The following is a 22,037-nucleotide window of genomic DNA, read 5'->3' on the forward strand; positions in this document are numbered from 1 at the left end:
TATGAAACACGCTTCTTGGGGTCTACGCGTTGGCGGGGTCTCTCGAAGTGCCTGACGGAGGCGGACAGCCTGTTTAGCTGTTACGCCCGTGGCGACTATGCAAGACACATTACGTATCACCGAAGTTTTTTACTCTTTGCAGGGTGAAACGCGCACCGCTGGCCTGCCCACAGTATTTGTGCGCCTGACCGGTTGCCCTCTGCGTTGCCAATACTGTGACAGCGCCTACGCCTTCAGTGGCGGCACCGTGCGCACCCTCGACGACATCCTCGAACAGGTTGCCGGCTTCCGGCCACGCTACGTCTGTGTGACGGGCGGTGAGCCCTTGGCGCAACCCAATGCCATCCCTTTGCTCAAGCAGTTGTGCGATGCCGGTTACGAGGTGTCCCTGGAAACCAGCGGCGCCTTGGATATTTCCGCGGTCGACCCGCGCGTGAGCCGAGTAGTCGATCTGAAGACGCCCGACTCCAAGGAATCGCACCGCAACCGTTACGAGAACATCGACTTGCTGACGGCCAACGATCAGGTCAAGTTCGTCATCTGTTCCCGTGACGATTACGACTGGGCGAACTCCAAGCTGATCCAATACGGCCTGGACCGTCGCGCAGGCGAGGTGCTGTTTTCTCCCAGCCACCACGACCTGAACGCCCGCGACCTTGCCGACTGGGTGGTGGCGGACAATCTACCGGTGCGCCTGCAATTGCAGTTGCACAAATACCTCTGGAACGACGAGCCGGGACGCTGACATGACCGAACAAACCACAGATCAAAAACGCGCCGTAATCCTGCTGTCCGGCGGCCTTGACTCCGCCACCGTAGTCGCAATGGCGCAAGCTGAAGGCTACAGCTGCTACACCATGAGCTTCGACTACGGCCAGCGCCACCGCGCCGAACTCAACGCCGCTGCCCGTGTAGCGCGCGACATGGGCGTGGTCGAGCACAAGGTCATCGGCCTGAACCTCAACGGCATCGGCGGTTCCGCCCTGACCGACAGCAGCATCGACGTGCCGGAAGCGCCGAGCGAAGGCATTCCAATCACCTACGTGCCGGCGCGCAACACCGTCTTCCTATCCCTGGCCCTCGGCTGGGCCGAAGTGCTCAACGCCCGCGACATCTTTATCGGCGTCAACGCGGTGGATTATTCCGGCTACCCAGACTGCCGCCCAGAGTTCGTCGAGTCGTTCGAACGCATGGCCAACCTGGCGACAAAGGCCGGTGTAGAAGGGCAGGGCTTCCGCATCCTGGCGCCGCTGCAAAACCTCAGCAAAGCCGATATCGTCAAGGCTGGCGTAGGACTTGGCGTCGATTACTCGCTGACAGTTTCCTGCTACCAGGCAGACGATGACGGCCGTGCTTGTGGGAAATGCGACAGCTGCAGACTGCGTGCAGAAGGCTTCCAAGCGGCCGGAATTACGGACCCAACGCGTTATTTCTGATTTATTTAAAATAAGGTGTTGAATAATCCTTAGAAATCAGTATTATACGCGCCACCACACAGCGGGTCGTTAGCTCAGTTGGTAGAGCAGTTGGCTTTTAACCAATTGGTCGTAGGTTCGAATCCCACACGACCCACCATTTTTGGCGGTTTAGAAAATCCGGAAGGCCCACGCAAGTGAGGATTTCCGGGTTTTTTTTTGCCTGGGATTTAGCGCGGTCTACCTGGCCGGGCCATTTCGAAAAATCCGATAGCGCTGCGTCAGGAAGACCCCATGCGTCACCTCAACACCATCACCCGCGCATTCCAACCCGAGTCCATCGGCGACATCACCTTCCATTTCGACCCCCGCCATCAGCCTGAACTCTCCACGCTGGTCCAGCGCTTCCTCGCCGCACCGCAGCAACACACCAGCCTCGACATACCCGAAGCCACCCGCGGCGTATTCCTGCTGGAGGGAGAGCGCCGGTGGGTGTTGAAGCACAACAAGCTTGAGCACTGGAAAAAACAGCTGCAAAACTACCTGGGGCTAAAACGCGCGTTCGGCCTGCATGACTTGACCAACGAGTTCATCAACCTGTCCGTGGTGTCTGCCAAGTCCGCCAGCGTGCCGCGTGTGGCCGGGTTCGGCTATAAAACGCGCTTCCCCTTCCTGAAAGAGGAATACCTGCTGGTGGGGTTTTTTGATGATCATTGCAGTGTGGATGATCGTCTTATTGCGCACCCGGAACAGGCCGATGAACTGCTTCCACGGGTGTTCCGATTGTTCGCGCAGATGCTCGCCGAAGGGTTTGTGCATATGGACCCGCACCCCAAGAATATATTGATCGCCCTGGACGGCCAGCTACGCCTGATCGATTTTGAATGCTGCGCGCATTCGGTCATCGATCATGACTTCAGCCTGGGTTTCCTGATGGGCTACTTCTATCACTTCTGGATCAAGCGCTTCGTCACCCTCGACGCCTATCGTGCGCTCTGCGAACGCTACCTGATGGACGAGCAGCCGAACCTGCAACGCGCCACCTTCGACCCGGTGTTCGAACGCTTCCTCACCCACAAAGTCTCGCGCACCACGCGCTACAGCATCCTGACCAACGCCAAGGCCCAGGCGGCCTTCAAGCGGGCTCCCGCCACGCACCCTTGATGGGCTCAGCGGCGTTTGCCAAACACTGACTTCGGCGTCTTGCCGAAGAATCGCGTAAACGCCGCGCTGAAGTTGTTCGGGAATTTGTACCCCACCTGGTAGGCCGCCTGCGCCACCTGGCAGCCGCTTTCCAGCAGGGTGTAGGCCTTGCGCATGCGAATCTCGTTGAGCATGCGGTGCGGAGTGGAGTTGAAGCGGTAGTGCAAGCCTTCCTTGAGCTTGAACTCGTTGAGCCCAACCGCCGCGCATAGATACGGGATGGTCAGCGGTTGGTCCATCTGCTCGATCATGATGTCCCGGGCGCGCTCAAGTTTCTCGATGTCGGTGGCGCTGAATTGCAGGCTTTCCGGGAGGGTGTCGGGGCTCAGCAACTTGAGCTGTTCGGAGAGCAGGCTCAGGGTGTGGATGTGCATGTCCAGCGTGCCGGTCACGCCGTGGTTGAGGTAGCGGGTCAGGGCACTGGCATGGCTGGCACTGGCGGCGGAGGTCTTCTGGAAGGCCAGTTGGCGCACGTTGCCGTTGCCGAGGATCTGCTGGGTACGCTGCTCGCCGATGTACTTGTTGAGCATGCTCTCGCCAATCAACAGGCGCAGTTGCGACACCGTCGCGCCGGCTTCATAGCAGCGCTCGCCCAGGCTGAGCTGGAACGACGTGATCGTGGTGAAGCCTGCCCTGAACGACACCGCCGCGCCATCCGCACCCTTATAGCCAGAATCACCCTGCATGCCGAAGGTAATCACCAGCATGTGGCGGTTGTGCGGGCTCACGGTTTCTTCAATCAGGTTGCGCGTCGGGCGATAGCGCGAGCGCACCACCATCAGGTCGTCGTCGAAGCTCAAGCGTTCCGAATAGCACTCGCCCAGCTCTTCCGGCAACTGCTGGCGCATCCAGCCGCAGTCTTGCGTGCTGACCAGCCGCGAGTGCGTTGACGCGACTCGATACGACTGGGAAATCCTTTGTAAAGCCGACACGTTTCACGCCCTCCCTAGTTTTGGCTCCGGTTCGCATATGGATTGATCCGAAATCCATACGGACACACATGATAAGCATTCGCATTAATGAATAGCATGTTTCCCCATCAACTGCCATCGCCACGACGCGGCCATGGGGCGATTCATTGAAGGGGAAAGCTTTTGAACACAGGGGTTTTCAGCGGCGTGCTGGTGTGCTGTCTGGGCAGCGCAAGCGTTGCCATGGCACAGACCGAACTGGCACCGGTCAAGGTCACGGCCAACAAGATCGAGCAGGAACAGGAAGCAGTCCCGGCGAGCCTGACGGTGATCACCGGCGAAGACCTGCGTAAAGGCAACATTGACGACCTGGAACGCCTGGCTCGCAGCACGCCAGGCTTCACCTTCCAGCCGTTCGGCCAGTCCGGCACCAACCTGCCGGTGGTCCGTGGCCTGAGTTCCGGGGCGACGGCGTTTTCATCGTCGATGCTGATGCTCGTGGACGGCGTGCCGACCCTGATGGGGCAGGGCTTTGACCACAACCTGCTGGGCGTCGAGCGTATCGAGATCCTGCGCGGCCCGCAGTCCACCCTGTACGGGCGCAACGCCGAAGCGGGCGTGCTGAGCATCCACACCCGCCAGCCCGGCGATACGCCTTACGCACGCCTCGAAGCCGGCACCGGCAGCCGCGACCTGCGCACGCTGAGCGCGGATGCCAGCACGGCGTTGGTCCCCGGCACCCTATATGCCGGCGTGTCCGGCCAATGGCGCGAGCAGGACGGCTTTATCGACAACGCCTACAAAGGCGGGCAAGCCGATGACCGTGAACGGCACAGCGCGCGCATGGTGCTGCGTTGGACGCCAACCCTGGCCACCGACGTCAACCTGCGCTACAGCCGCCAGGACTACCGCGATGGCGGCTCACAATGGGGCGCCGCCACCTCGACCCGTCGCGAAGTGCGCTCCGGCACACCGAGCTGGAACCACTCCAGCGGCCGCAGCCTGTCGCTGGACGTGCAGCACACCTTCGACTCCGGGGTGAAACTGCGCTCCATCACCGCCCGCAACGACTTCTACGACCGCCTGCAACAAGACACCGACTTCCAACCGGCCGACCAACTGCACCTGGCCCGCGACTACCACTTCAACACCCTGTCCCAGGAATTCCGCCTCGAAGGCCAGTGGCGCGACAACCAGTGGCTGCTCGGCGCCTATGCTGATCGCGACGACCACGACCTGTCCTACCAACAAAAACTGCCGCTGCGCCTGACCGAGACCGCCAGCCAGTTGGGCGGCAACACCAGCGCACTGTTCGGCCAATGGCTGATGCCTCTGGCCGAGCGCTGGACCCTCACCCTCGGCGCCCGTGCCGAGCAGGACAAAGTGCATATCGACCCAGCCATCGGTAGCCGCCAAAGCGCCAGCTGGCAACGCTTCACCCCCAAGGCCGCGCTGCAATATGAGTGGCAGCCCGACGCCTACGTCTACGCCAGCTACGCCGAAGGCTTCCGCGCCGGCGGCTTCAACGCCTTCTCCAGCGCCGCCAACTACCCCGGCTACGACCCGGAAAAAGTCAAAACCTACGAACTCGGTGCCAAGGGCTGGCTCGCCGACAAACGCCTGCGCTACTCGGCCGCGGTGTACCTGATGGACGTGCGCGACATGCAGGTGCAGCAGATCATCCAGCCCGGCGTGGTGTACATCACCAACGCTGCCACCGCACGTTCCACCGGGCTTGAACTGGAGGCCGAATACCTCGTCGCCGACGATTGGCGCGTGGTCAGTTCCGTGGGCCTGAACCGCACGCGCTTCAAGCAATTCACTGAAGGCAGCAACGACTACAAGGGCAATCACAACCCCTACGCGCCGGACCTCACCGGCCACCTCAGCCTGCGCTACGACGCGCCTGCCGGCTGGTACGCCCAGGGCGGTGTCAGCGCCGTCGGCAAGACCTACCTCGACGCCGCCAACCAATACAGCCGTGGCGGCTACGGCCTGATCGACCTGACAGCCGGCTACGACTTCAGCCACTACGGCATCAGCGCCTACGTGAACAACGCCGCCGACAAGCGCTACGACGCCGTCGGCTACCTGAATGGCACCACCCGCGTGTACAGCCCGGGCCGCGAAGTCGGCCTGCGGCTCAGCTATGAACTGTGAGCGATAACCCTATGAACCTGTCCACCCCACATGCCCTGCAACCTTTCTGGGACCTGACCCTTGCTGCCGTGCGCGCCGACGCCCTGCGCATTGCGCTGGAATGGAAACTCTTCGACCTGCTGCAAGTACCCACCTCGGCCCACCTCGTCGCCCGGCAACTGGAACTCGACCCGGCCAACACCTGCTTCTGGCTCGAAGCCCTGTGGAGCATGGACCTGCTGCAACGCGATGAACGCCAGCCGCCGCTGTACCGCAACACGCCGGTGGCCAGCGATTACCTGCGCAGCGATGCCACGGACTATTGCGGCGACGCCTGGACCTTTCGCCTGCGCGGCATGCGCCGTTTCGGCAGCCAACTGGGCGAGCAAGTGCGCGCCGGCCAGCCCGACAGCCAGCCCACCGACATGACCACCACCATCGACAACTGGACCGCCGCCGCACGCCTGCAGATCGCCCAGGAGCAGCGCGCCGTCACCGTCGACGTGGCCCTGCGCTTGACGGCCCTGGTCCCCGAATTCAGCCAGGCACGCCGCCTGCTCGACCTCGGCGGCGGCCCCGGCCTGGTGGCGATTGCCCTGGTGCGTGACAACCCGCTGCTCAGCGGCGAAGTCTTCGACTTCGACAAAACCGTCGAAGTCGCCGCCGCCAACATCCAGCGCGCAGGCCTCGAACAACGCCTCAACGTGCGCGGCGGCAACCTGGCCAGCGACCCGATTGGCGACGGCTACGACGTGATCTGGTGTTCCTCGGTGCTGCACTTCGTCCCGGACCTGCCAGCCACACTGGCCAAGATCCACGCCGCACTGCGCCCCGGCGGCGTGCTGATAAGCGCTCATGCCGAGATCCCCGCCGACCCCGAACACGCCCAACGCGTGATGCCGTATTACCTGTCGATGCAAATGCTCGGTCGCCATGTCACCGAGGCCGGCGGCCTGAGTGACGCCTTGCTACAGGCCGGCTTCAGCCACATCGACAGCTACCCCGAAGTGGCCTTCGCCGTTGCCCCCGTCTCGGTGCTAGTCGCCCGTCGGAGCGCCTCATGAACCCTTCCATGTGGCGTCTGCAATTGCTGTTTGGCTGGCTCGGTTTTGTCCTGGTGGTGCCGAGCATCTACCTGCTGCTCGGCCTGCCGTTGGTGATGCGCGAACACGGCTGGTCGGGCACCGACATCGGCCTGTTCCAACTGGCCGGCTTGCCGGCGGTGTTCAAGTTCTTGCTGGCGCTGCCCGTGCAGCGCTATCGCTTCCAGCGTGGGCATTACCGCAACTGGGCAATGTTGTTGTGCCTGCTGCTGGCGGTGTTGCTGGTGGCGGCCAGCCAATTGTCGATCACCGGCAACCCGTTGTACCTCTTCGGCCTGGCCTTCGCCGCCTCGGTGCTGGCGACCTGGGCCGACATCCCGGTCAACGCCCTGGCGATCAAGTTGCTGCCGCAATCGGAGCAAGTGCGCGCCGGCAGCATCCGTTCGGCCGCGCTGTTTCTCGGCGCGATTGTCGGCGCTGGTGTGATGTTGCTGGTGCAGAGCCGCTGGGGCTGGCAAGCGCCGTTCCTGTTGATGGCCGGCGGTTTGCTGCTGGCATTGCTGCCCCTGGCCTGGCTGCGTGAAGGCAATGCGCAAGGCACCAGCAGCGCGCCAATCAGCCCGGCGCTGGCCGACTGGTCGGGTTACTTCCGCCAACCCGGCGCACGCCTGTGGACCTGGGTGCTGTTAACCAGTTTTCCGTTTGTCGGCGCAGCGTGGCTGTACCTCAAGCCGCTGCTGCTGGACCAGGGCATGGTCGCGCCGAAAGTCGCGCTGATTGCCGGCGTCGGCGGCGGCGTGGTCGGCGCCGTGGCGAGCTTGCTCGGCGGGCGGCTGATCCAGCGCATCGGCCCGGGCCGGGCGATTCCGCTGTTTATGTTGTGGGCGTTGATTTCGTTATTAGCACTGACCGCCGCTGTCGGCCTGCGCGCCGACATGGTCTGGCTGGTAGCAGCGGCGTTCCTGTTGGCGACAGCCATGGGCGCGGTCTCGACCCTGGTCTTCGCCTTGATGATGTTTTTCTCCCGCGAGCATCGCCAGGCCGCCGACTACGGCTTGCAGGCCAGTCTGTTCGTGTTGACGCGCATGTTGGTGCCGATTGCTGCTGGCGTGCTGCTCGACCGCAGCGGCCACGTCGGCATGCTCGCCGGCCTGTCGCTGGCGATGGCCCTGGTGTGCGGCGTGGCCGTGCTGGCGCGGCGCTCGATTGCCTTGGCTACCGGCGATCAGCAGCGGCCGGTCATTTGATCCTCAGTTTGATTGGAATAGGGATAGGTTCATGAAGGCCACGTTAGGAATCTGCTTGATTACCCAGGCGCAGCCGCTGATTGAGGACGTGACGTTTGTCATCGAGCATTTGCAGGCCGGTTTGCAGCCGCTGCCGAATGCCGCTGACTGGCCCGTGACCGCTGGCGACTGCGAAGAAATGCACCAGGCCCTGGGCCCCCGACCGCGCAGCGATGCGGTACTGGAAACCCTGATGGTCCAGGCCCAGCGCTACCTGCAAGGCAGCCCGGCGCATGCGGCGGCGTTGCCGGACATGTGGTTGATGAGCTTCGATTCGGTGGAGGCCGCGCAGGCTCGCTTGCGTCAGCAGAGCCCGCCGTTGTCCAACGAGCTGTTCATCCTCGACCTCGGCGAACAGGCCGAGGCGGGCATGGACGATCCGTTCGACACGCTGATCGCCGCCGCACCCAACGCGCGCCTGTCGCCCCATTCGGCCGTGCTGTACTGCGCCTTGTCGGCCTTGCCCGGCTGGATGAACCGCGTCGGCGGCAACCGCCACCTGCGCGTGGCCAACGACGACCGCGCTGCGCGCCGTGCCGACCTGCTGCGCATCATCCTCGACCATCTGGAGCACGCCCACTTCAACCGCTTGCTCGCCCGTTCTATCAGCGGGCCATTACTCTCGGTGAGCCTGGCCACCGAGGTCACGCGCTTTATGCACAGCCGCTGGCAAGAGCGCTGGGACTTTCACGCCTACACCGGTTCGATGGTCGCGGGCCTGATCCAGTCGATGCAGCAAAATGTCGCCGGCACCGGCGTGCGCTGCCTCAGCGGCTGCAACGAACACAGCCTGGCGGTGGGCGCCATGGCCGGCTGGCAACTGTTTGGCCGCGCCTATGTGATCACCGTGACCTCGGGCATGATCGACGAGTTTCGCGGCACCCTGGCCAACCTCAAGCGCATCGGCGCGCCGGGCCTGATCATCTGCGCCGACAGCCCGGAAAACGTCTGGTACGCGTTCCAGGGCACCCACGACAACGACAACGACGGGCGCCAGGTCATCGAAGCCAAGGGCTTGCGCCAGGTGTTCATCCGCAAGGTCGAAGAGATCGGCGCCTGCCTGGAACAAGCCTTCGCCATGCTCGCCGAACGTGCCGAGCCGGTGTTTATCCTGGCCACCCAAGGCGTGCTCGAATCGCGTCCGCAAGTGCCGCTGAACGTGGCGCTGCCGGCCTTGCCATCGACTGCCGAAGTGAACCTCAGCAGCGCGCAACTCGAAGCGCTGGACCAGGCCTTGGACCTGATCAACACCCAGCCGCTGCACCTGCTCTGGCAGTGCGGCAAGCTCAACGATCAACAGCGCCAACGCGTGCATGCCTTGGCCGAACACGGCGCGATTGCGCTGTCCGACAGCATCACCCAGCCGGGCAGCGTCGGCCCGTATCACCAGGGCCGCAAGGTGCCGAACTACCTCGGGCCGCTGTCGTTGTATGGCTTCAGTCGCCGGGTCTATCAGTTCGTGCACACCGACCATGAACTCAACGGGCCGCAAAGTCACTGCGTGTTCTTCCTCAAGGGCAAGGTCGATCAGGCCGCCACGCCGTTCTCCGAAGGCAAGCTCAAGCGCCAGTTGCGCGTGGTGCAGGTCAACCACGAGCCGCGGCACTTGTCGCCGTTCACCGATCTGGCGCTGGACGTGCCGCTGGACGTGTTCCTCGATCACATCGAGCGCGGCTTGCAGGTCGAACCCGTGGTGCTCGCCCTGCGCCGCGCCAAGCTGGCGCAAGTGGCCGCCACCAGCGAAAGCGTGGCGGCGGACCATATCGAAACCCTGCCGATGACCTCCAACTACTTCTTCCGCCGCCTGGGCAACCTGGTGCGCGAGTTGATCGAGCAGCACGACTACCGCTACATCGGCGTGTACGACGTCGGCCGTGGCGCCATCTCGGCGTTGCGCAACGTGCCGCGCACCGACCCGGGGTTCTCCGGCTGGTACGGCCGTGCGTTGATGGGCGATGGCCTGATGGCCTTGCCGTATATCGCCATGACCGGTAGCGGCAATGTGCTGGCGTTTGTCGGCGATGGCGCCCGGGCGTTGGTGCCGGACATCGAAGCGCGCCTGGCCCAAGGCCTGACCGACCCTGCGCGCAACGTGACCTTGTTCTACCTCAGCAACGGCGTGCTCTCGCTGATCCAGACCTACCTCGACAAACGCTACGCCCACAACGGTGCGCAACAGGTCGCGGTCAGCACCCGCGTCGCCGCGACGCAGCCCGTGCAGCGCATCGGCACGATCAACCTGCACCGCGAGCGTCTGGTGCGTTTCGATGAAGCGCATCTGCGCAACGCCCTGACCCAACCCGGGCAACTGAATATTTTCGACGTCTTGCTGGCCCACAACTCGGAAGGCGACGGCTTGAGCCTGGTCTCCGAAACCGCCTGGAACCGTCAATGAAACACAGAGGACACGCTCCCATGAAATTCGGCTTTATCGCTCACCCGACGTCCATCGCGCTGCAACGCCAAGTGAAGATCATCGACCTGCTTGACCGCACCCTCGCCGAGCAGGATCGCGGCTATCAGCCGGAACTGTGGCAACCGCGCAACCTGGTGCCGTTCGCCGATTTCGGGCGCATCGTCAGCGCCACCGGCGCCACCTGCGAAGGCATCCTGCATTACCTGCCACTGACCGCCGAGCAAATGCTCAGCCAGCCGCGCAGCATTGCCGCGCGGGTGCTGGACGGTGTGAACAACCTCAAGGAGCAGGGCGCCCATCTGGTCGGCCTGGGTGGTTTCACGGCCATCGTCGGCAACCGTGGTTTGCAGACTCAGGAGCGCAGCGGCGTGGCGGTCACCACGGGTAATTCGCTGACCGCTTACGCCGCGTACAAGAACGTGTTGGAGGCCATGCAGCGCCTCGACGTAGACCCGGCCGACAGCGAAGTCGCGGTGGTCGGCTACCCCGGCTCCATCGCCCTGGTCATCGCCAAGTTGCTCGCCCGCCACGGTTGCCGCTTGCGCCTGGTACATCGCGGCAGTGTCGAACAAGGCCAGGAAAGCCTGGCCTATCTGCCGGGGGAGATGCACGCCCAGGTGCGCCTCACCGCCGAGATTGAAAGCTGCTACGACGACGTGCGTTTCTACGTCGCGGCCACCTCCAGCGGCGGGGTGATCGACCCGTATCGCCTGGCCCCCGGCGCGGTGGTGATCGACGCTGCGTTGCCCCGCGATGTGCTGGCGTTCAACCACGACCGCAATGACATTCTGATCGTCGACGGCGGCCTGGTGTCGGCCAGCGACGCGGTGCGTTTCGGCACCGAAAACTTGGGCCTTGCGCCAAAGAAATTCCTCAACGGCTGCCTCGCCGAAACCCTGGTACTGGCCTTGGAAGGCCGCGCCGAAGCGTTCTCCATCGGGCGTGAACTGCCCGAAGAAAAAGTCCTGGAAATCGGCCGCATCGCCGAGCTGCACGGCTTCTCGCCGTCGCCCATGGCCTCCTACGGCGAGCGCCTGCGCGACGAAGACTTCCAGCCCCTGCGCCGTTTCCACCGCCGCCAGGACGTGGCGCCACCCGCCGACCTGCGTGCCGAAGCCTTGCGCTGCTTCGGCCAGCACATCAACCCGGTGCTGCGCGAGTTCTACCAGTTCAACCATATCGAGCGCGTGTTCACCAGAGGCGACGGGTGCTGGCTCACCGACCTGGACGGCGGTCGTTACCTGGATTTCGTCGCCGGCTACGGCTGCCTGAACACCGGGCACAACCACCCCAAGGTCAACCAGGCGTTGCAGGCATTCCTGCAAAACCAGCACCCGACCTTTGTGCAGTACGTGTCGGTGCCGCTGCACACCAGCCTGCTCGCCCAGCGCTTGAGCGAACTGGCGCCGGGCAACCTGGAGCGGGTGTTCTTCAGCAACTCCGGCACCGAGGCCATCGAAGCCGCGTTGAAACTGGCGATGGCCGCGATGCGTCGCCCGCGCGTGCTGTATTGCGACAACGGCTACCACGGCAAGACCCTCGGCGCGCTGTCGGTGACCGGCCGCGACAAACACCGCGACCCGTTCAAGCCGCTGCTGCCGCGCTGCGATTCGATTCCCTTCGGCGACCTGCACGCCCTGGAAAGCGCCCTGCAACAAGGCGATGTCGGCGCGTTCATCCTCGAGCCGATCCAGGGCGAAGGCGGCGTGATCTTCCCGCCAGCGGGCTATCTGCAACAGGTGCGGGCGCTGTGCACGGCCCACGATTGCGTGATGATCCTCGACGAAATCCAGACCGGCCTCGGCCGCACCGGCAAGCTGTTTGCCTGTGAGTGGGAAGGGGTGGTGCCGGATATTCTGGTGCTGTCCAAATCCCTCTCCGGCGGCGCCGTGCCGATTGGCGCGACGCTGTCCAGCACGGCGCTGTGGGACCGCGCCTACGGCAGCATCGACACCTTCGCCCTGCACACCTCGACCTTCGGCGGCGGCAACTTCGCCTCGGCCTCGGCCCTTGCCACCCTGGAGGTGATCGCCAACGAAGACCTGGCCGGCAACGCCGCGCGGGTCGGCACGCAACTCAAGGAGGCGTTGAGCGAAGCCGTCAGCGGCTACCCGTTCATCCGCGAAGTGCGCGGCCAGGGCCTGATGATCGCCATCGAGTTCGAGTACAGCTATAAGGGCGGCGTAGAAGCATTTGTGCGCGAGTTCGCCAGCCGCATGCCAGGCAACGCGGCGGGCACCTATCGCATGCTCTCGGGCAAGGCCAAGCGGCATATCGACGAGGCCATCAGCGAGATCGAGAAAAACTTCGAGGAGATGTTCGTGCTGCGCTTTGTCAGCAAACTGTCCCGGGAACATGGCGTGCTGACCTTCGTCACCGCCAACAACAACCGGGTCATGCGCATCCAGCCGCCGCTGGTGCTCAGCGAGTCCGAGGCGCGGCATTTTGTGCAGGCGTTCAGCGCGGTGTGCAAGGACATGTCGACCTTCCTCGGCTGATTTTCCTGGGCTGTCTCCTTGTGGCGAGGGAGCTTGCTCCCGCTGGAGTGCGCAGCGCTCCCAAGATTTTGGGGCCGCTACGCAGCCCAGCGGGAGCAAGCTCCCTCGCCACAGGTGTTCCGTTCACCACTGTTTATTTAAACGCATACAAAAATATCCTTTATGAATATGAATGTTCTGATTTGTTGAATTGATTAAACCAAGTGTTTACTTGAGAATCAGTTGCATTCAGAAACAGGTATTCGTGATGAAACTTCCTGCACTTGTAGAGCCACTTGCCCAACTAAGTAACGACGAGATCACCCGTTATAGTCGGCACTTGTTGATTCCCGATGTCGGCATGGACGGCCAGCGCCGTTTAAAGACCAGCAAAGTGTTGGTCATTGGTGCCGGTGGTCTCGGTTCGCCCGCGTTGTTGTACTTGGCAGCGGCCGGTATCGGCACCTTGGGCCTTATCGATTTTGATGTGGTGGACGAGTCCAACCTGCAACGCCAGGTGATCCACCGCGTCGCCACCGTCGGCCAATTGAAGGTCGATAGCGCTGCCGCGGCGATCCGCGATTTGAACCCTCATGTGCAGATCAAGTGCTACAACCTGCGCCTGGAACCGGAAACCGCCGTGCAGCTGTTCAGCGAGTACGACCTGATCCTCGACGGCACCGACAACTTCGCCACCCGCTACCTGGTCAACGACGCTTGCGTGCTGGCCGGCAAGCCGTACGTGTGGGGTTCGATCTACCGTTTCGAAGGCCAGGCCTCGGTGTTCTGGGAAGATGCTCCCGGCGGCGTCGGCCTCAATTACCGCGACCTCTACCCCGAGCCGCCGCCACCGGAACTGGCGCCGTCCTGCTCCGAAGGCGGCGTACTGGGCATTCTCTGCGCGTCGATTGGCGCGATCATGGCCACCGAAGCGGTGAAGCTGATCACCGGCATCGGCGAAAGCCTGCTGGGGCGTTTGATGGTCTATGACGCCCTGGAAATGTCCTACCGGCAAATGCCGCTGCGCCGTGCGCCGGGCCGTCAGCCGATTACCGCCCTCAGCGATTACCAGGCGTTCTGCGGCCTGCTGGCGCCCCACGGCGTGCAGCCTTCGGACATTCCATCCATCAGCGCCCGCGAGCTGCACGCCCTGCGTGAACGCCGGGAAAACCTGCTGCTGATCGACGTGCGGGAACAGACCGAGTGGGACATCGTGCGCATCCCCGGCGCGCAACATATCCCCAAGGGCCCGAACACCGCGCAGGTCATCGAAACCCGTTTCGGCAAGCACGCCAACCTGGTGCTGCATTGCAAATCCGGGATGCGTTCCAAGGCGGTGTTGCTGGAGTTGCAGCAGCGCGGTTTCAGCAACGTGCGCAACCTCGACGGCGGCGTGCTCGCCTGGGTGCGTGATGTCGAACCGACGTTGCCGAGCTACTGACGGCCATGTTGAAGCTGCGTGCCGGCCTGCTGGAGGCCATGCTGGAACAGGCGCACCGCGATCACCCGCTGGAAACCTGCGGCATTATCGCCGCGCCGGTGGATGAGCCAACCGCCGAACGCCTGGTGGCGATGGACAACGCGGCGCGCTCCGAAACGTTCTTCAGTTTCGCCCCCAAGCAGCAATTGGCGGTGTGGCGTGAACTCGATGAACGGGACGAAGAGTGTCGGGTGATCTACCACTCCCACACCGCCAGCGTGGCCTACCCCAGTGCGGAAGATGTGAGTTATGCCGGTGATCCATCGGTGCACTACGTGATTGTTTCAACATTGCCGGAAGTTGAAGTTGCAGTGCGCAGTTTTCGTATCGTCAAACGCAAAGTGACTGAAGAAGTTATCTACATCGTTAATTAATCCGAAGTTCATTAGTGGGCCAACTAAGGCCCAGGGAGTTCTGCATGTCGATTTCCGTGATGGTGCCCACTTTGTTGCGCTCTTTTACCCAGGATCAGAAGCGCGTGGAAGTGCAAGGCAACACAGTTCTGGAAGTGATCGAACAGATGGAGCGCGAGTATCCAGGCGTCAAGGATCGCCTGATCGGCGACGGCCAGGTGCATCGCTTCGTGAACATCTACGTCAACGATGACGACATCCGTTTCGCCGACAACCTGGGCACCGCGCTCAAGGCCGGTGACGCCATCACCATCCTGCCGGCCGTCGCGGGCGGCTGATCGGCGGCGATCTCTAAGGGCTGGCGCGGCGTACCTCACCCGAGGTCGCGCGCAGCGATCAATCACCTTTCTGGCGAATGTCGAATGTCTGCACTTCTACACGGCTGTAGCCTCAGCGGCACGTTTACCGGCGCACAGGCCGGGATGGCCAGCTTGGCCGCGTCACTGCGCTACCAGGCGACGGCGCTGGGCCTGGCGCCCCACGACAGCGATAGGCGCGATGCCATGTGCATCGGCCTGCATCATCCTGACCTCAAGTCATTGCAGGCTGTGATTCATGGCTGGGCCGACGGCACCCACGCCGGCGCCACCGAACACACGGTGCAAGCGGCCTGCGGCTTGATGTCGGTGCACGGCCGGGCCAGCGGCAAGGCCCAGGGGCTGGGAGTGGATTACGTCTCCACCCTCGGCGCCAGCCTCGCGCTGCAAGGCGTGTTGGCCGCTGCCGTCGGGCAACTGCGTGGCGGCGATTTCAGCCGCGTGGACACCTCCATGGCCGGTGCCGGCGTGTTGAGCATCGCCCAATACCTGGCCGGTGCCACGGCGGGCGCTGAAGCCGAACACCTGCTGCCGGGGGCGACGTGCGCGAAGAATCGCCCGCCGTTCATGTCGGCCGACGGCGTGTATTTCGAATTGGAAACCCTCGACGCCGAACCTTGGCGGCGCTTCTGGGCGCAGGTCGGTATTGACGGCGAACAGGCCGGGCAGGGCTGGAAAGCCTTCCTGCTGCGCTACGCCAAAGCCGTCGCGCCGATGCCGCCGGTGTTCCGCCAGGCCATGGCGCGCTTGTCGATGGCGCGCATCACCGCGTTGTGCGCCTTGAGCGGCATGGCGGTGTGCCCGTTGCGCAGCCTTGCCGAGCGCCGTGGCGATGCGGACCTGCCCGCGCAAATCGCCCAAGGCCCGTGGAGTTTTGCCGTCGCCGCTAGCGGCCAGCCGTTGCGCGCCCTGGACAACCCGGCGCTGCCGTTGAGCGGCCTCACCGTCATCGAATCCTGCCGCCGCATCCAGGGCCCGCTGGCCGGGCATCTGCTGGCGCTGCTGGGCGCCGAGGTGATCCGTCTCGAATTGCCCGGTGGTGACCCGCTGCGCGGCATGCCGCCGTGTGTCGACGGTGTGTCGGTGCGTTTCGATGCGCTGAACCGGCACAAGCAAGTGCGCGAGCTGGACATCAAGTCCCGCGCCGGTCGCGACGAACTGTTTGAACGGGTGCGTGACGCCGATGTGTTCCTGCACAACTGGGCGCCGGGCAAGGCCGCCGAGCTGGGCCTGGACAGCACCGACCTGATGCGCATCAACCCGGCGCTGGTGTACGCCTACGCCGGTGGCTGGGGCCACGACCGCCCGGGCGAACCGCTGCCCGGCACCGACTTTATGGTGCAGGCCTGGTCCGGCGTCGGCGCACAGATCGGCGAGGCTTCGGCCACGCCGGGCGGTTCGTTGTTCACCGTGCTCGATGTGCTCGGCGGTGTGGTCGCCGCCCAAGGCGTGAGTGCGGCCTTGCTGCACCGTGCCCTCAGCGGCCAGGGCGCGCGGGTCGACAGCTCGTTGCTCGGCGCCGCCAACCTGCTGACGGTGCAGGACGCACCCGCACCGAGCCTGCTCAAGGGCGTCTACCCGACCGCCGACGGCGTGTTGGCCATCGACTGCCAGACCCCGCAGCAGCTCTCGCAGCTGGAACAAATTCTCGCCTGCGACCTGCACAGCGACGCAGCCATCCGCAGCGCCTTGGCGTCGCAACCCGCCGCTACCTGGCAACAGGTGCTGGGCGCCGCCGATATCCCGGCCTCAGTGGCCGTAGAAGACCTGTCAGCCCTGGCTCAAGACAGGCGATTGAAGACGTGTTTAAGCGTGAATGCCTATACCTCGGTCAACGCTCACTGGAGTTTTCGATGAACAACGCAGGCATTATCGATCTGGTTCCCGCCGCTGTGCGCAGCGTGTGGGAACAGGACGGCACTTACCCCAACCGCTCGGTCTACCAACTGTTTCGTGAACACGCCGAACGCGACCCGCACAAACCGGCGGTGCTCGAACCCGACAGCAGCATCAGCTACGGCGAGCTGCACGCAGCGGCGCTGCGCATGGCTGCCAGTTTGCGCAACGCGGGCATCGTCGCCGGCGACGTGGTGGCGTATCAGCTGACCAACAGCTGGCGCAGCTGCGCCATCGACCTCGCCGCTGCGGCGCTGGGCGCGGTGGTCGCGCCGTTTCCACCGGGGCGCGGCAGCCTCGACATCCAATCCCTGGTGCGCCGTTGCGATGCGCGGGCGGTGATCGTGCCGTCGCAGTACGCCGGCATCGATTTGTGCCAGGTCATCGAAGCGTTGCGCCCGACACTGTTGTCGCTGCGCGTGCTGATCGTCGAAGGCGAGGCGCGCAAAGGCTGGTTGAGCCTGGAGCAGATGTTCCAGGCCGAGCCGTTGAGCGAAGCGCAATTGCCCGAGGTGTGCCCGAATTCTCCGGTGCGGTTGCTGGTGTCCTCCGGCACCGAATCGGAGCCTAAATTGGTCGCGTATTCCCACAACGCCCTGGTCGGCGGGCGTGGGCGCTTCCTGCAACGTGTGCACCCCGAAGGCGGCACGTTCCGTGGCCTGTACCTGGTGCCGCTGGGTTCGTCGTTTGGTTCGACGGCGACCTTTGGCAGCCTGTCCTGGCTCGGCGGTTCGATTGCGGTGTTGCCGCAATTCGATGTCGCGGCGGCCATCGAGGCCATCGCCCAATTGCGCCCGACCCACATCCTTGGCGTGCCGACCATGCTGCAACGTATCGCTGCCGATGGGCGGTTGGCGCAGGTGGATAAATCCAGCCTGCTCGGCCTGATCTGCGGCGGTTCGCTGATCGACGAAGTCACCGTACGCCGCTGTGTCGAGGCGTTCGGTTGCGGCTTTATCAGCCTCTACGGTTCCGCCGATGGGGTGAACTGCCACAACACTCTGGACGATGCGCTGGACGTGGTGTTCTACAGCGTCGGCCGGCCGAACCCGGCGGTGTGCGCAATCAAGATCTTTGACGAAGACGGCGTGGAATTGCCCCAGGGCAGCGTCGGTGAAATCAAGGCGCGCGGCCCGTTGAGCCCGATGCAGTACGTCAACGCGCCGGAACTCGACGCGCAGTACCGCGACGCCGAAGGCTGGGTGAATACCGGCGACCTCGGCTACATCGACAACGACGGCTACCTGATCCTCGCCGGGCGCAAGAAAGACATCATCATCCGTGGCGGCGCGAACATCAGCCCGGTGCAGATCGAAACCCTCGCCACCAGCCACCCGGATGTGGTCAGCGTCGCCTGCGTCGCGGTGCCCGACCCGGACCTCGGCCAGCGCGTGTGCATCTGCGTGACCTTGCGTGACGGTGCGGCGCGTTTCTCCCTCAGCGAACTGACCGACTACCTGGGCGAGCAAGGGCTGGAGGTGAACAAGCTGCCGGAATACCTGCGTTTCTATCGCCAGTTGCCGCTGACGCCCGCAGGCAAGATCGACAAGAAATCCCTCGCCGCCGAAGTGGCGTTCCTCGAAAGCGGGGCGGGCATCGCATGTTGAAGGCGCAGCGGGTACGGCAGTTTGTCGATGAGCGGATCATCCCTTTGGAAGCCGAACTGGCGAGTAATCCGCAGTTGCTGGCCGAGCTGAGCGAGCAGGCGCGGGCCGAGGGATTGTGGGGCAATTTTTATCCGCAAGCCGGCGGTAGCCTGCGCGAGTACCTGGCGGTGGCCGAGCAGGAGGGGCGTTCGGAATACGCCCCGGCGATCTTTGGCGATGACGCCACCCTGGATCTGCACATGCTCAGCCGCCACGCCAGCGAGGCGGTGCGCCAGCGGTTCCTGGAACCGTTGGCCTGCGGGGCGATGGTGTCGAGTTACGGCATGTCCGAGCCGGACAGCATCGGTTCGATCCCGGCGACGATTACGGCTCATGCCGAACTGATCGACGGCCAGTGGCGCTTGAACGGGCGCAAGTGGTTTATCTGCCGCGCCGAGCGGGCGGCGTTGGTCACGGTGGTGGCGCAGACGGCGCAGGGCTTGTCGATGTTCCTGGTGCCAGCGGATGCGCCGGGGTTTCGCGTGGTGCGGCCGTTGTCGATCCTCGGTCGTTTCAGTGGCCAGGGCGAGTTGGCCTTTGACGATGTGCCGGTGGCACCGGCCTATGTGCTGGGCCAGCCGGGGCAAGGGCTGGCGCTGATGCAGGCGCGTCTGGGCCTGGGGCGCATCCTGCGCTCGGTGCATTGGCTGGGGTTGGCGCAGCGTTGTTTCGACCTGATGTGCGCGCGCATTCATTCGCCTCGTGGCCAACAGGCGCGCCTGGCCGACAAGCAGTTGGTGCGCCTGCGGGTGTTCAGTGTGTACCAGGCCATCGCCAGTGCGCGGTTGTTGTTGCAGGACGCGGCGGCCAAGCGCGATGCGGGCGTGGCCAACAGCGTTGAGGTGAATATCGCCAAGGTCGCGGCGTCCCAGGCGTTGAGCGCGGCGGCGGATTCGGCGATCCAGATCATGGGCGCCGAAGGCTTGAGCGCGTGGTCGCCACTGCCGGGCATCTACAACACCGCGCGCACCACGCACATCCTCGACGGCACCGACGATGCGCTGATCAGTGCGGTCGGCCGGCAGTTGCTGGACAGCTGTGGCGTGGACGGGTTGGACTTCGACCTGCCGTCGTCGGGAGTGCGGGGATGAGCAATAGCCTGTGGTTGCGCGTGGTGCTGACCTGCGCCATGGCCCTGCCGATGTTGATCTTCTACGCAGTCGGCACCCTTGGCCCGTTGATGGTCGCCGACCTTGGCGTGCCGACGCCGTGGCTCGGTTGGTTGATCACCAGCACCTTTGGTTTTGCCGCGTTGCTGTCGTTGTGGGCCGGGCCGTTGGTCAATGCGCTCGGCAGCCGGCGCGGCCTGGCGTTGCTGTTCTGGAGCACGGCGTGTTCCTACAGCCTGCTCGCCGCTTTGCCGGGATTTGCAGGTGTGGTGCTGGCGCTGACGGTGTGCGGGATTGCCCAGGCGTTGGCCAACCCGGTGACCAATCTGCTGATTGCCGAGCGCGTCGAGCCGAAGTTCAAGGCGGCGGTGGTCGGGTTGAAGCAGTCCGGGGTGCAGGTATCGGCGCTGTTTGCCGGGGCGTTGTTGCCGGGCTTGGCGCTGGGTTTTGGGTGGCGTGGGGCGTTGGCGTGCCTGCTGCTGCCAGCGTTGTTGCTGGCGGTGTTGGGGCCGCGTGTGGCGCCAGCGTCATCGGCACGCAAACCGCTGAGTTTGCGGGTGGCGCGGCCGACTGCGCGCCTGGCAGTGTTGATGAGTATCCAGTTGTGCGTGGGCGTTGTGCTGTCGTCCTTCGTGACCTTTCTCGGCGTATTCGCCGCCGGGCAGGGCATGTCGGCCACGGCCATCGGCGGCTTGATCGCCGGCTTCGGTGTGATGGGCATTGTCGCGCGCACGCTGTTGACGCCGTTGGGTGCGCGCATGGCCGATGAGTCGTGGTTGTTGCTGGTGTTGCTGCTGTTGGCGAGCGTGGCGTTGTGGCTGACCGCCCAGGCCACGCCCGCGCGTCACTGGCTGTTGTGGGCCGGTGCGCTGGGCATGGGCCTGACGGCGGTGGCGACCAATGCCATCGCCATGAGCATGGTGCTGCGTGATCCCGGTTTCGGCGCGCCGGCGCCGTCGGCCGGTCTACTGTCGGTGGGCTTTTTCGGCGGGTTTGCGCTGGGGCCGCCGTTGTTCGGGCTTGTGTTCGGCCAGTCCTGGTGGATGCCCATCGGCGTGGTGCTACTGGCCTGTGGGCTGAGCCTGGTACTGACGCGGGTGCGCGCGGCGCCGGGTTTGCAGGTGGTCAAATGAGCGCGTTCGAAGTGTTGGACCGGCCGCTCAACAGTGCCGAGACGCAGCGCGCCATCGAGGCGATTGTGGCTCGACTGGAGCAGATCGAGGCGGTCTGTGGTGAAGGTTTCCCGCTGTACAACGACGGCGCCTGGAAAGTCTCGGCCGGTGGTTCGTGGCTGGGCGGTTTCTGGGCGGGGTTGTGGTGGTTGCGCGCCGTCCATTACGGGCGCCAGATGGATCGGCAACACGCGCTGAGGATTGCCGAACGCCTTCGCGACAAGCTCGACAGTGACACCCATCACCGCGCGCTGATCTTCTGGTACGGCGCCGGTCTTGGTGCGCAGTTATTGGCGGATCCAGAGGCTGCAGATTTGGCGAAGCAGGCTGCACAACGGCTGGCCCACGGGTTTGATCCGGTGCTCGGTTGCATCCCCCTGGGCCGCGAGATGGGCGGCGGCGCGCAGGGGGATCGCAGCTTGAGCATCGACCCACTGGCGGCGACGTTAAACCTGTTCGCGTTAGGCAACGCCCCTGACCTGCTAAGTTTGGGGCGCCAGCACTTGCAGGCTTCGTTTCGCGCCTGTGCAGGGGGGGCGGGCGCCTGGAGTAGTCACGCGCTCAACGAGCAAGGCCAATGGCTCGTCGGTGACCTGGCGGGCGATTGGTCCCGTGGCCAAGCCTGGGCCATGCTCGGCCTTGGCGTTGGTGCGCGTCTGTACGGCGTGCCCTTTCACGATAATGCCCAACGCGCCGGCCAATACTGGCTGCGCAGCCGCTCGGTGCAAGCACCGCTCAACCGTCTGGATCAGCCTGATGGGCCGCACGATCCGTGCGCGGCGGCCATGGCGTCGCTGGCCCTGCAAGCGCAGGGGCTGGAGCAGGCCGATGGACATCTGTTGCAGCAGGAGGCGGGGCGTTTGCTGGCGGCGATCGTGCGCAGTGGCGACTTTGTCGAGGGGCGGTTCAACGGGCATTGCTATCGCACGTCGGCGACGACGGAGCAAAAAGTCGAGTCAGCCTGCGGCAGTTTCTTTCTGCTGGCGGCGTTGATGGCTTGGGCGGGGGAGTTGGATGCTCGGCTGATTTGAGCCCCCGTCGGGCCAGAAACCCGCCGGTCACGATCAGGTTAAAAAGTCATAAAAAGAAGCGCTAAATCGGTCAAAGTCTTTGA

The 22,037-nt window shown here is 64.2% G+C and carries 17 protein-coding genes and 1 tRNA gene; 17 read left to right on the forward strand and 1 reads right to left on the reverse strand.

Going from position 1 to position 22,037, the window contains the following annotated elements:
* Positions 1–97 precede the first annotated feature (97 nt).
* The 4 genes from queE (at position 98) to ACU688_RS01020 (ending at position 2,579) form a co-directional block, all read left to right on the forward strand.
* On the forward strand, positions 98–745 hold the full coding sequence (gene queE, locus ACU688_RS01005; RefSeq protein WP_124524942.1) for a 7-carboxy-7-deazaguanine synthase QueE: 648 nt from the start codon (positions 98–100) through the stop codon (positions 743–745).
* A 1-nt stretch (position 746) separates the two neighbouring features.
* Positions 747–1,436 carry a 7-cyano-7-deazaguanine synthase QueC gene (gene queC / locus ACU688_RS01010; protein ID WP_448183344.1) on the forward strand — a complete coding sequence of 230 codons (690 nt, stop codon included), beginning with the start codon at positions 747–749 and terminating at the stop codon, positions 1,434–1,436.
* A gap of 63 nt (positions 1,437–1,499) precedes the next feature.
* A tRNA-Lys gene (locus tag ACU688_RS01015) sits at positions 1,500–1,575 on the forward strand.
* 134 nt (positions 1,576–1,709) lie between these two features.
* Entirely contained in the window at positions 1,710–2,579 is an 870-nt protein-coding gene (locus ACU688_RS01020) for a phosphotransferase (protein ID WP_448183345.1), read from the forward strand.
* A 5-nt stretch (positions 2,580–2,584) separates the two neighbouring features.
* Here the strand turns inward: ACU688_RS01020 and ACU688_RS01025 are convergent, their stop codons facing one another.
* The gene (locus tag ACU688_RS01025) at positions 2,585–3,550 is read right to left on the reverse strand and encodes a helix-turn-helix domain-containing protein (RefSeq protein WP_448183346.1); all 966 of its coding nucleotides are present in this window, start codon (positions 3,548–3,550) and stop codon (positions 2,585–2,587) included.
* Between the two features lie 222 nt (positions 3,551–3,772).
* On the opposite strand from ACU688_RS01025, the gene ACU688_RS01030 reads away from it, so the two are divergent.
* The 13 genes from ACU688_RS01030 (at position 3,773) to ACU688_RS01090 (ending at position 21,954) form a co-directional block, all read left to right on the forward strand.
* On the forward strand, positions 3,773–5,689 hold the full coding sequence (locus ACU688_RS01030; protein ID WP_448183347.1) for a TonB-dependent receptor: 1,917 nt from the start codon (positions 3,773–3,775) through the stop codon (positions 5,687–5,689).
* An 11-nt stretch (positions 5,690–5,700) separates the two neighbouring features.
* A complete protein-coding gene (locus ACU688_RS01035) occupies positions 5,701–6,732 on the forward strand; it encodes a methyltransferase (protein WP_448183348.1) in 1,032 nt (343 codons plus the stop codon).
* Positions 6,729–7,958: an MFS transporter gene (locus ACU688_RS01040; protein WP_448183349.1), complete on the forward strand. Its 1,230-nt coding sequence runs from the start codon at positions 6,729–6,731 to the stop codon at positions 7,956–7,958. The genes ACU688_RS01035 and ACU688_RS01040 overlap by 4 nt, the downstream gene beginning before the upstream one ends.
* Before the next feature lie 31 nt (positions 7,959–7,989).
* Positions 7,990–10,392, forward strand: coding sequence for a decarboxylase (locus ACU688_RS01045; protein ID WP_448183350.1), 2,403 nt, complete (start codon positions 7,990–7,992; stop codon positions 10,390–10,392).
* A 20-nt stretch (positions 10,393–10,412) separates the two neighbouring features.
* Positions 10,413–12,911 (forward strand): prodigiosin MAP biosynthesis aminotransferase PigE, encoded by a 2,499-nt coding sequence (gene pigE / locus ACU688_RS01050; RefSeq protein WP_448183351.1) that lies wholly within the window; start codon positions 10,413–10,415, stop codon positions 12,909–12,911.
* Positions 12,912–13,158: 247 nt separating this feature from the next.
* A complete protein-coding gene (moeB, locus tag ACU688_RS01055) occupies positions 13,159–14,331 on the forward strand; it encodes a molybdopterin-synthase adenylyltransferase MoeB (RefSeq protein ID WP_448183352.1) in 1,173 nt (390 codons plus the stop codon).
* A gap of 5 nt (positions 14,332–14,336) precedes the next feature.
* Positions 14,337–14,744, forward strand: a complete 408-nt coding sequence (locus ACU688_RS01060) for a M67 family metallopeptidase (protein ID WP_448183353.1) — start codon at positions 14,337–14,339, stop codon at positions 14,742–14,744.
* Positions 14,745–14,788: 44 nt separating this feature from the next.
* A complete protein-coding gene (locus ACU688_RS01065; RefSeq protein ID WP_124524932.1) occupies positions 14,789–15,061 on the forward strand; it encodes a MoaD family protein in 273 nt (90 codons plus the stop codon).
* A gap of 84 nt (positions 15,062–15,145) precedes the next feature.
* A complete protein-coding gene (locus tag ACU688_RS01070; RefSeq protein ID WP_448183354.1) occupies positions 15,146–16,957 on the forward strand; it encodes a CoA transferase in 1,812 nt (603 codons plus the stop codon).
* Complete coding sequence (locus ACU688_RS01075) at positions 16,954–18,603, forward strand: class I adenylate-forming enzyme family protein (protein ID WP_448183355.1); 1,650 nt, start codon at positions 16,954–16,956, stop codon at positions 18,601–18,603. Before ACU688_RS01070 ends, ACU688_RS01075 begins: the two co-directional genes overlap by 4 nt.
* Positions 18,597–19,733, forward strand: coding sequence for an acyl-CoA dehydrogenase family protein (locus tag ACU688_RS01080; RefSeq protein ID WP_448183356.1), 1,137 nt, complete (start codon positions 18,597–18,599; stop codon positions 19,731–19,733). Before ACU688_RS01075 ends, ACU688_RS01080 begins: the two co-directional genes overlap by 7 nt.
* Entirely contained in the window at positions 19,730–20,884 is a 1,155-nt protein-coding gene (locus ACU688_RS01085; RefSeq protein WP_448183357.1) for an MFS transporter, read from the forward strand. Before ACU688_RS01080 ends, ACU688_RS01085 begins: the two co-directional genes overlap by 4 nt.
* Positions 20,881–21,954, forward strand: coding sequence for a glucuronyl hydrolase (locus ACU688_RS01090; protein WP_448183358.1), 1,074 nt, complete (start codon positions 20,881–20,883; stop codon positions 21,952–21,954). Before ACU688_RS01085 ends, ACU688_RS01090 begins: the two co-directional genes overlap by 4 nt.
* Positions 21,955–22,037: the final 83 nt, after the last annotated feature.

This window comes from Pseudomonas acericola (SeqCode) (assembly GCF_053456465.1).

Bases quoted from the DNA above. Each gene is read 5' to 3' on its own strand.
- queE (WP_124524942.1), top strand. From the start codon at position 98: ATGCAAGACACATTACGTATCACCGAAGTTTTTTACTCTTTGCAGGGT.
- queC (WP_448183344.1), top strand. From the start codon at position 747: ATGACCGAACAAACCACAGATCAAAAACGCGCCGTAATCCTGCTGTCC.
- ACU688_RS01020 (WP_448183345.1), top strand. From the start codon at position 1,710: ATGCGTCACCTCAACACCATCACCCGCGCATTCCAACCCGAGTCCATC.
- ACU688_RS01030 (WP_448183347.1), top strand. From the start codon at position 3,773: ATGGCACAGACCGAACTGGCACCGGTCAAGGTCACGGCCAACAAGATC.
- ACU688_RS01035 (WP_448183348.1), top strand. From the start codon at position 5,701: ATGAACCTGTCCACCCCACATGCCCTGCAACCTTTCTGGGACCTGACC.
- ACU688_RS01040 (WP_448183349.1), top strand. From the start codon at position 6,729: ATGAACCCTTCCATGTGGCGTCTGCAATTGCTGTTTGGCTGGCTCGGT.
- ACU688_RS01045 (WP_448183350.1), top strand. From the start codon at position 7,990: ATGAAGGCCACGTTAGGAATCTGCTTGATTACCCAGGCGCAGCCGCTG.
- pigE (WP_448183351.1), top strand. From the start codon at position 10,413: ATGAAATTCGGCTTTATCGCTCACCCGACGTCCATCGCGCTGCAACGC.
- moeB (WP_448183352.1), top strand. From the start codon at position 13,159: ATGAAACTTCCTGCACTTGTAGAGCCACTTGCCCAACTAAGTAACGAC.
- ACU688_RS01060 (WP_448183353.1), top strand. From the start codon at position 14,337: ATGTTGAAGCTGCGTGCCGGCCTGCTGGAGGCCATGCTGGAACAGGCG.
- ACU688_RS01065 (WP_124524932.1), top strand. From the start codon at position 14,789: ATGTCGATTTCCGTGATGGTGCCCACTTTGTTGCGCTCTTTTACCCAG.
- ACU688_RS01070 (WP_448183354.1), top strand. From the start codon at position 15,146: ATGTCTGCACTTCTACACGGCTGTAGCCTCAGCGGCACGTTTACCGGC.
- ACU688_RS01075 (WP_448183355.1), top strand. From the start codon at position 16,954: ATGAACAACGCAGGCATTATCGATCTGGTTCCCGCCGCTGTGCGCAGC.
- ACU688_RS01080 (WP_448183356.1), top strand. From the start codon at position 18,597: ATGTTGAAGGCGCAGCGGGTACGGCAGTTTGTCGATGAGCGGATCATC.
- ACU688_RS01085 (WP_448183357.1), top strand. From the start codon at position 19,730: ATGAGCAATAGCCTGTGGTTGCGCGTGGTGCTGACCTGCGCCATGGCC.
- ACU688_RS01090 (WP_448183358.1), top strand. From the start codon at position 20,881: ATGAGCGCGTTCGAAGTGTTGGACCGGCCGCTCAACAGTGCCGAGACG.